Raw genomic sequence first — 6,747 nt, 5'->3', positions numbered from 1 at the left:
TTGATAATTACTTAAAAGAAAAATAAAAACAGCCACGGTTAAAAAATAACCATGGCTGTGAAATTATAATTCAAAACTAAACCTTACCAAGAGCGAGCCATTCCAAAGATTGCGGAAAAGGTCTCGCCCGCCTTGAAATAATGTTTATTTTTAAAGTAAAGTCCTGCAAGGCGGAAATAAAAGACTCGCCCGCCATGTGCAGAACCTAACCGTCATATGAAAGTTAAGCATGGCGGAACTAAAAAAAGCGGAATTAAAATTAGTAGATGCCTTGGACGGTTACTTCGCCGGAATTTATTAGGAAAGATTGGTGGTTTTCTGTTTCCACAACAAGTTCCCCGTCGCCGGTTATGGCAACCGCTGTGCCTGACATCTGATTTCCGTCACGGTAAAATTGCACCTGCCTGCCTATGGTGGCGCAAAGAGATGTGTATTCCTCTATTAAAGGGCGGTCAAAGGCGAAACCGGTGGTTAAAAGAATTTTTTCAGTTTCGTTTAGTATCTCGGCAACAATAAGATTTTTGTCGGGATGCTCCCCTGTTTCAAGATAGATTGATGTCGCTTTGTGGGCGATTTCCTCTGGGAAGCTTTCCTGGTCACAGTTTATTCCTATTCCGGGGATTATGTAGTTCACCCTGTCCAGCTCTGCGGACATTTCGCAGAGTATACCGCATAGCTTTTTGTTTTTGCAGATAATGTCGTTGGGCCATTTTATTTCACAGCCAATGTTGTAAAGACGGTTGAGGGTTCTGCACACCGCAAGTCCTACAACCTGGGTTACGGCGGCTATATCCTTTGGTGAGATCTCAGGCATTAAGATATAGGACATAATGGCGGAGGAGTCCTTTTCTGTTTTCCACACTCTGCCAAGCCTGCCCTTTCCGGCGGTTTGCAGATGAGTTACAGCCAGTGCGCCGTCGGGACAGCCCTCCAGTGACGCCTGCTTTAAATATGTGTTTGTGGAGGGAGTTTCCTCGGTTTCGTAAATGGTTCTGCCCAGGGTTTTTGTTTTCAGATTTCTTTCTATCAGAACGGCGTTTATGTTTTTGGTTTTCTGGGTTATTTTGTAGCCTTTGTTTGTGACTGACTCAACCTCAAAACCTGCTTTTCTGATTTCCTTTATGTTGTTGCATATGGTGGTGCGTGTGACCCCCAGCTTGTCGGAAAGCTCCTGACCGGACACGAAGTCATTAGCATCCAAAAGTGTATTTAAAATATCCTTGTTCATAAGTTTTCACCGTTTATTTTTTGTCTTTTTCGGAGACTTCTTCCTTTACCTTGTTTCGGTTTTTGAATTTTAAAATTAAAGTGCTGATACCTGTTGTCAAAACCACAGAAGCCAAAAGCTCATAAAGCAAATTCATTCCGCCCAAAGCAAAATAAAAGCCTATTCCTGAAGCGTTCATTTGTGTCTGTAAATTTAAAAGATAAGGGGTTTGACCGAACAGCAGTGAAAGTCCCAGCATAAAAAGAATAAAATTAAAAATAGGACATACAACAGCGGCGGCAATCTGAGGAACAAAACCTGTCTTGTCGATTTTGCTTAAAAGGTCATAGAAAACACCTGCCATCCAGCCGCATATAACTCTTGGAATTACGCAGAGCAAAAAAGTGTTTACTGCGCTTACTCCGAAAAGAGCCGAACCCATGTCGCTTGCTCCGAAGCACTGGGCAAAGGAAACAACACCCATAACAAGTCCCAGCACTGCACCATAAGTTGGTCCCAGTAAAATTGCGCCAATTGCCACAGGAACAACCAGGAAAGAGGCCTCAAGGTTTCCGGTTTTCAAAAATCCTGCCGGAGTGAAAGCCATAACAACAATTATCAGGGCAAATACAGCCAAACCGATAACCGACTTTAAAGGTATTTGCTTTTCTTTTTTTGACATGTTAATCACCAATCCTTAATTTAATTTTTTGTTCTTCTCATATATAATTCTAAGACCCTGCATTATAAGGTCGTCCTTTACAATGATTTTTCGCTTGCAGTGGCTTACAATAACCGGAGAAAGGTCGCCGGACGCCACAATGGTGCAGTCGCTTTTGCTTTCCTCTTCGATTTTTTCAATCATTCCGTCAAGCATGCACACGGCTCCCCACACAACTCCCGACTTTATACAGTCGTTTGTGTTTTTGCCGATAACGCTTTTTGTAGCGTCAAGGGAAACGCTGGGCAAAAGTGCACTGGTTGTAGTTAAAGCGTTTAAAGAAAGTGACACGCCCGGCATTATAGCTCCGCCGCACATGGCTTTATTTTTATCCATATAGCATATGGTGGTGGCTGTTCCCATGCAGATAACAATGCATGGGCAGGGGTACAGCTCTGCCGCCGCAACACAGCCCACAACTAAATCAGCGCCCAAGGTTTCCGGCGAATCTATCTTAATATTAAGTCCTGTTTTAATGCCTGCGCCCACAATCAAAGGAGTGCATCCGAAAAGATTTTTCAAAGCTTCTTTAAGCTGTGAAGTGACCTGAGGCACAACACTGCCTATAATACAGCCGTCAACATCGGAAAGCTCTATGCTGTACACCCTAAACATAGTGAAAATCTCTATGGCGTATTCGTCCGCCGTTTTTCCCTTATCAGTGGAAATCTTTGTTTTAAGCACAAGCTTTTTATCTTTAAATATTCCCATAGTTATATTGGTATTTCCCACATCAACACAAAGTATCATTTATTTTTATCCCACCTTTATTTTTTATATCCGCCTTGCAGAACTTCCTCTTGGAAATTAACATCATTACAAGGCGGGCGAGACGTTTTCTTTAATCTTTGGAATGGCTCGCTCTCAGTTAACTTTTTCTTTTTATTCTTTTAAAGAACTATCATCGTAGGGGCGCACTATCATGTGCGCCCGGTAAAGCAACACCGGATAACAAAAATATACCTGTTTACGGAGAATATGCTAAATAATAAAACCGACCCAAAACATATTTTAAAATGTGGATTTGGTTCATCTAACGGTGAAAATCATCGTTATAAAATAACTTGCTTTTATCATAAAACCTACTGCGACCGGGCGGATATGTTAATCCGCCCCTACGGTGTGGGGTTTTATCTTTTATTTAACTTTATCACACAACAAAAGTGACTTATTGATAATTTTAATTCTTAATTATTCATTCTTAATTTTTAATTCTATAACTCCTCCGGCACGCAATAAATATTTGTATCCCAAAAGGGTACGTATTTATGGTGGCGCATGTAGAATTTATAATGGGGATTTACCGAATGTATCAAAAGGGGAAGTCTGAAAAAATCCTCGGTTCTATGGTAAACGGCAATGTTCCACTTTGCTTTTCCTTTTTTCAAGGTTTCAAGGCTTCCCATAAGCATTTCTTTTTCTGCGCCCTCCACGTCGGCTTTTATATATGTGAAATCAAATTCCCTGTCCAAAGCGTCAACGGTGGTCACTTCCACGGGCAGAGCTTTTTTCCCCTTTATTTCTCCGGAAAGTGAAGAACCTCTGGCACAGCGGTTTTCAAAATAAAGAACCTCTTCCCTGTTCCATATGCCTTTATTTAAAAGGCAGGCGTTTTCAAGGTTTTCACCGTAGCCTAAAAGCTTTGTAAATGTCTTTTTGTCCGGCTCCAGTGCGGTTATGTGATTGTATTTTCCTTTGGAATATTTTAAAAATTCCTCTATTGTGTCGCCACGGTATGCACCTAAATCAAGATAGCTTTCGTTATTTTCAAGCTTTAAAATATTTTCAAAAACCTCATCCTTTTCGCTTTCGCAGTCAAAAAGATAAAAAAGCTTTCCGAAAATATAGAAATTTAAACAGCAGTCAAAGGCTTTTAAAGAGGGCTCGTCTTTAAAAAGATTTCTGGCTTTTATAATATCATCAATATTCTCTAAAAGAAAAATTTCTGTCATTATATTTTCGCCGAAAACAGGAACATACGCCACATAGGTTTTGTGCTTTCGGGCGATTGATTTGATGTTTTCTATTACCGAGTCGATTTGAGTTCCGAAGCATATAAGGACTATAAAATCACCAAGCTCCTCTTCCACCTGACTTAATTTTTTCACCTTATAACCGTGAAAAAGCTGACCACGGACAAAATCGTCGCTGGCGATTATTTCCGAGGGCTTTCTTCCGATTTTCTCAAGCTGTGAAATTACAATATCCGCCCCGTTACCCATGCCGTAAAGCACAAGTGGTGTGGCGTCGTTTTTTAAAAAATCCCATATTGTTGTTTTTTCCCTTATGAAGTCAGGCAAAGCCAAAATATTGTCCCCCAATACTCAAATATAATGTAATTTTACCACATTCCATTAAGCTTTACAATCGGATTGATCATCCTGTTTATATTGTATTTTTAAAATTGCTATGTTACAATAGTAAAAAAACGAGAGGATGATTTTCTTGAAATATATTAAAATCGGCAATAATATTGAGAATGCTTCCGCAATAGCATTGGGATGCATGAGAATACACGCCCTTGATAATGCTCAGGTTGAAAACCTTATTATGACCGCTCTTGACAATGGCATAAACTTTTTTGACCATGCTGATATCTACGGAAAAGGCAAGTCAGAAGAGCTTTTCGGCGAGTTTATGGCAAACCACAAGGACTTGAGAGATAAAATGATAATCCAGACAAAGTGCGCCATACGCCCCGGATATTACGATTTCTCAAAGGAACACATAATTGAGTCCGTGGAAACCAGCCTTAAAAGAATGAACCTTGATTATATTGACGTGCTTTTGCTTCACCGTCCTGATACACTTATGGAACCTGAAGAGGTTGGAGAAGCCTTTGAAGAGCTTTACAAAAGCGGAAAGGTTAAAAATTTCGGCGTAAGCAACCACAACATGATGCAGATTGAACTTCTGAAAACCGGTGTAAATGTTCCACTTGTTATAAACCAGCTTCAGCTCAGCATTGTAAACGCCGGAATGATTACCTCCGGAATCAATGTAAATATGGAGAACAAGGAGTCCGTTATGCACGACGGATTTTTGCTGGAGTACAGCAGACTTAAAAATATGACAATTCAGGCGTGGTCACCTTTCAGATACGGAAAAGCCGGAGTTTTCCTTGATAACCCGGATTATCCGGAGCTTAACGCAGAGATTGACCGCCTTGCAGAGAAATACGGCGTAAAAAATACAGCCATAGCCGCCGCATGGATACTCCGTCATCCGGCAAAAATTCAGGTTATAGCCGGAACAACAAACAAAGAAAGACTTTCCGACATCTGCAAAGCCACCGATGTTGACCTTACCAGACAGGAATGGTACAGCATTTACAGAAGTGCCGGCCATCATCTGCCATGATAAAATGATTTTGCGAAAGGAGCGGTAAAATGAAAAAGAAAGACGAAAATAAAAAGCGAACAAAAAAGGATTATATAAAATACATAGGAACAGCGGTTATTTTTATCCTGACATTTTATCTGCTCTTTTCCTATAAGGGTGTGAATCTTTTTATCTGGTCGTGATACCATTCTGTCAAAGAAAATAATGGGAGAGATTGGATTTGGAAAATGGGAAAAAGAGAATAAATCTGATTGACGCCATACGAGGGCTGGCGGTTGTGGATATGGTGCTTTTTCATTTTGTGTATGATATCTTCGTCATATTTTTAGAACAGCCCCGCTGGCCCTATACCTTTCCTGTGCCCTTATGGCAGAGGACTATATGTATAACCTTTATTTTTATTTCGGGATTTTCCTTTTGCCTGGCTAAAAGTCATATGAAACAGGCGGTAAAGCTTATAGGAACGGGAGTGCTGATTACACTTTTCACCTATTTTTTTATGCCCTCTCTGGTGATTTATTACGGAATAATTTTCTTTTTGGGAGTGGCGGCGCTGATAACCGCAGGACTTCATAAAATATTAAAGGGCAGATTTGCGGTTTGGGGACTGCTGATTTCTCTTGTTTTGTTTGTGGTGTTTTACAGCGTGTCATCGGGAACCTTAAACCTGTTTTTTACCCAAATTCAGCTTCCGGAAAGCCTGTACAGCACAAGCTGGCTGGTGTTTCTGGGATTTCCCAACGAGGGTTTTTATTCCTCGGATTATTTCGGGGTCTTGCCGTGGATATTTATGTATTTTGCAGGGTACTTTGCCTATAATATTTTGAAAGACAAAATAAGCAAAATAAGCATTTTTTATCTCAGAATACCTTTTTTGGAATTTTTCGGAAGACACAGCTATATTATTTACCTTGTCCATCAACCAACATGCTTTATTGTAGCAGGATTGGCTATGGGTAAACTATTTTAAGATTTTTGTCTGTGATTTCCTAAAAATATTCTTTTAAATGATAAAATAAATCAATTTTTGTATAAAAACATCAAATCTGGCTTGAATTTGATGTTTTTTCTTTTTTTAGTTGTTTACAAAATATAAATCAAAGCCATGCTTTTGTCATCCCTTCCTTTGGCGGCTGTATCGGCAGAGGAAGCAGGTCCCAAAACCAATGCGGTTCAGACCTACGCAGACGACGGAAGCATAAGCTTTGCACCGGAAGGCTACACAATTTTGGACGACGGAAAGTTTATTGACTTTCCAAAATCAAATTTGCTGGCATGGGCAGACACTTCACAACCGGGAGACTCCACCTCCCCATCAATGATGATTGACGGCAATGTAAATACCAAGTGGGAGGCTGAATGGTCAGGCTCAGGCAACACCGTTGTTACCATAGAGCTTACAAGTCCCGCCTATGTTTATGGATTTGTGTAATATAAATAAGCCAAAAGTTTTTTAGTTTCATTTTCTTATAATCCT

Annotated in this window: 7 protein-coding genes; 3 read left to right on the top strand and 4 right to left on the bottom strand. The window is 40.2% G+C overall.

All coding sequences use genetic code 11. The annotated features are described in order from the left end of the window. Nucleotides 1–259 precede the first annotated feature (259 nt). The 4 genes from B5F08_RS08630 to B5F08_RS08615 all read right to left on the bottom strand — a co-directional run bounded on the left by B5F08_RS08630 (nt 260) and on the right by B5F08_RS08615 (nt 4,234). Nucleotides 260–1,228 carry a biotin--[acetyl-CoA-carboxylase] ligase gene (locus B5F08_RS08630; RefSeq protein WP_087378353.1) on the bottom strand — a complete coding sequence of 323 codons (969 nt, stop codon included), beginning with the start codon at nt 1,226–1,228 and terminating at the stop codon, nt 260–262. A gap of 13 nt (nt 1,229–1,241) precedes the next feature. After that, nucleotides 1,242–1,889 carry an ECF transporter S component gene (locus tag B5F08_RS08625; protein WP_087378351.1) on the bottom strand — a complete coding sequence of 216 codons (648 nt, stop codon included), beginning with the start codon at nt 1,887–1,889 and terminating at the stop codon, nt 1,242–1,244. 15 nt (nt 1,890–1,904) lie between these two features. After that, entirely contained in the window at nt 1,905–2,678 is a 774-nt protein-coding gene (locus B5F08_RS08620) for a type III pantothenate kinase (RefSeq protein WP_087378349.1), read from the bottom strand. A 464-nt stretch (nt 2,679–3,142) separates the two neighbouring features. Continuing rightward, entirely contained in the window at nt 3,143–4,234 is a 1,092-nt protein-coding gene (locus B5F08_RS08615) for an FkbM family methyltransferase (protein WP_087378347.1), read from the bottom strand. Between the two features lie 139 nt (nt 4,235–4,373). On the opposite strand from B5F08_RS08615, the gene B5F08_RS08610 reads away from it, so the two are divergent. From B5F08_RS08610 to B5F08_RS08600, 3 genes are all read left to right on the top strand, one after another. Continuing rightward, nucleotides 4,374–5,288 (top strand): aldo/keto reductase, encoded by a 915-nt coding sequence (locus tag B5F08_RS08610; protein WP_087378346.1) that lies wholly within the window; start codon nt 4,374–4,376, stop codon nt 5,286–5,288. Nucleotides 5,289–5,490: 202 nt separating this feature from the next. After that, nucleotides 5,491–6,240, top strand: coding sequence for a heparan-alpha-glucosaminide N-acetyltransferase (locus tag B5F08_RS08605; protein ID WP_087378344.1), 750 nt, complete (start codon nt 5,491–5,493; stop codon nt 6,238–6,240). Nucleotides 6,241–6,375: 135 nt separating this feature from the next. Beyond that, a complete protein-coding gene (locus tag B5F08_RS08600; RefSeq protein ID WP_087378342.1) occupies nt 6,376–6,702 on the top strand; it encodes a hypothetical protein in 327 nt (108 codons plus the stop codon). Nucleotides 6,703–6,747 lie beyond the last annotated feature (45 nt).

This window comes from Anaeromassilibacillus sp. An172 (assembly GCF_002160515.1).
Lineage (GTDB): Bacteria > Bacillota > Clostridia > Oscillospirales > Acutalibacteraceae > Limousia > Limousia pullorum.
This window is presented reverse-complemented; position numbering and strand designations above follow the sequence as displayed.

What these genes read in the sequence shown, in the direction of transcription:
- B5F08_RS08630 (WP_087378353.1), bottom strand. Translation starts at nt 1,228, where the DNA reads ATGAACAAGGATATTTTAAATACACTTTTGGATGCTAATGACTTCGTG.
- B5F08_RS08625 (WP_087378351.1), bottom strand. Translation starts at nt 1,889, where the DNA reads ATGTCAAAAAAAGAAAAGCAAATACCTTTAAAGTCGGTTATCGGTTTG.
- B5F08_RS08620 (WP_087378349.1), bottom strand. Translation starts at nt 2,678, where the DNA reads ATGATACTTTGTGTTGATGTGGGAAATACCAATATAACTATGGGAATA.
- B5F08_RS08600 (WP_087378342.1), top strand. Translation starts at nt 6,376, where the DNA reads ATGCTTTTGTCATCCCTTCCTTTGGCGGCTGTATCGGCAGAGGAAGCA.